Source organism: Bartonella sp. AC130YNZD (assembly GCF_042196865.1).
Lineage (GTDB): Bacteria > Pseudomonadota > Alphaproteobacteria > Rhizobiales > Rhizobiaceae > Bartonella.
Genome location: NZ_JBHIQZ010000121.1, coordinates 1 through 1,051, shown reverse-complemented (window position 1 = coordinate 1,051; position 1,051 = coordinate 1). Strand labels below are relative to the sequence as shown.

Sequence of the window (1,051 nt, the reverse complement as noted above, 5' to 3'; positions counted from 1 at the left end):
AAAGCAGCAAAAGCTAGATGGGATAAAAACAAAGATAAAAGTAATGATGATGCACGTGCAATGCATGAGCAATGCACGTGCAATGCATATGCAATGCTAAATGATGCCATTAACATTAACAATAACATTAACAATAACAAAAAAAATAAAAATATTATTTTATCAAAAAGAGAAATTGATTTTGAAAATTTAGAAACAAACGATTTTGTTGAAAAGGCAATCGAGTGTGATGATGTTCAATCAGAACAAATCAAAACGATAGAAACCAAACAACCAATCATTCACGAGCAAAATACCAACACTTCAAACAATGCTAACAACCGATGGCAAATTGACGAAGCGATGATTGAGAAATTGCCTTCACGAAAAGTTAAAAAGGTTGGTAAACAACTTTCAGAAATCGTTGATAAGATAATGCCTGCTTATTTTCCAGAGAAAGCAAATTTTTTTGAAGAAACAAAGAAAACAAGGGAAAAACAAGAAGTTAAAAGAATACTAGAAGATTTCAAACCTGATTTTCAATACGCAATTGAACAAGGATTAACGCATGATGAAGCCTTATCAGAATTTGAAAAATTTGTACGCTTTTCAAAAACCAATCCATGTCGAAATGCAAATGAACGCGATTGGCAAAGCGCTTGGGATAATTGGATTACGCATCCAAAATATGGATTGGTAACTAAGAAACACGTAAAATCAGAAGTGAAAAAACTATATGAAAGCGCATGTTATAAACCACCGTCAAACAATTTCGCAAATAACCTTTCAGAAAGCTTCAATCAACTTGCAACAGCGATTTACGCTTAAAGACACTTATGGATCAGAATGCATCAGGAGTAGAGAGGCTATTAGTTTATTTGCTACATAATGAAATCGTATTTAAAAGCATTGAATGATAAACAGCAAAGTAGTGAAGTTTGCTGATGATTTTGAGAATAGATATGCGTTTAAATTGACAGAAAGGCACCGTACAGAAAAACCACATTGAAATTAAAAACGCTTCTGTACAGTCCATTTTGAGGCAAATAAACCCATTGGTAAAGTTATGGAT

At 32.8% G+C, this 1,051-nt stretch carries 1 protein-coding gene; it reads left to right on the top strand.

What is annotated here, in order from left to right:
- Positions 1-807 (top strand): hypothetical protein (locus ACFINU_RS10025; protein WP_375667693.1); only part of this gene is annotated, 807 nt, incomplete at its 5' end.
- Between the last annotated feature and the right edge of the window lie 244 nt (positions 808-1,051).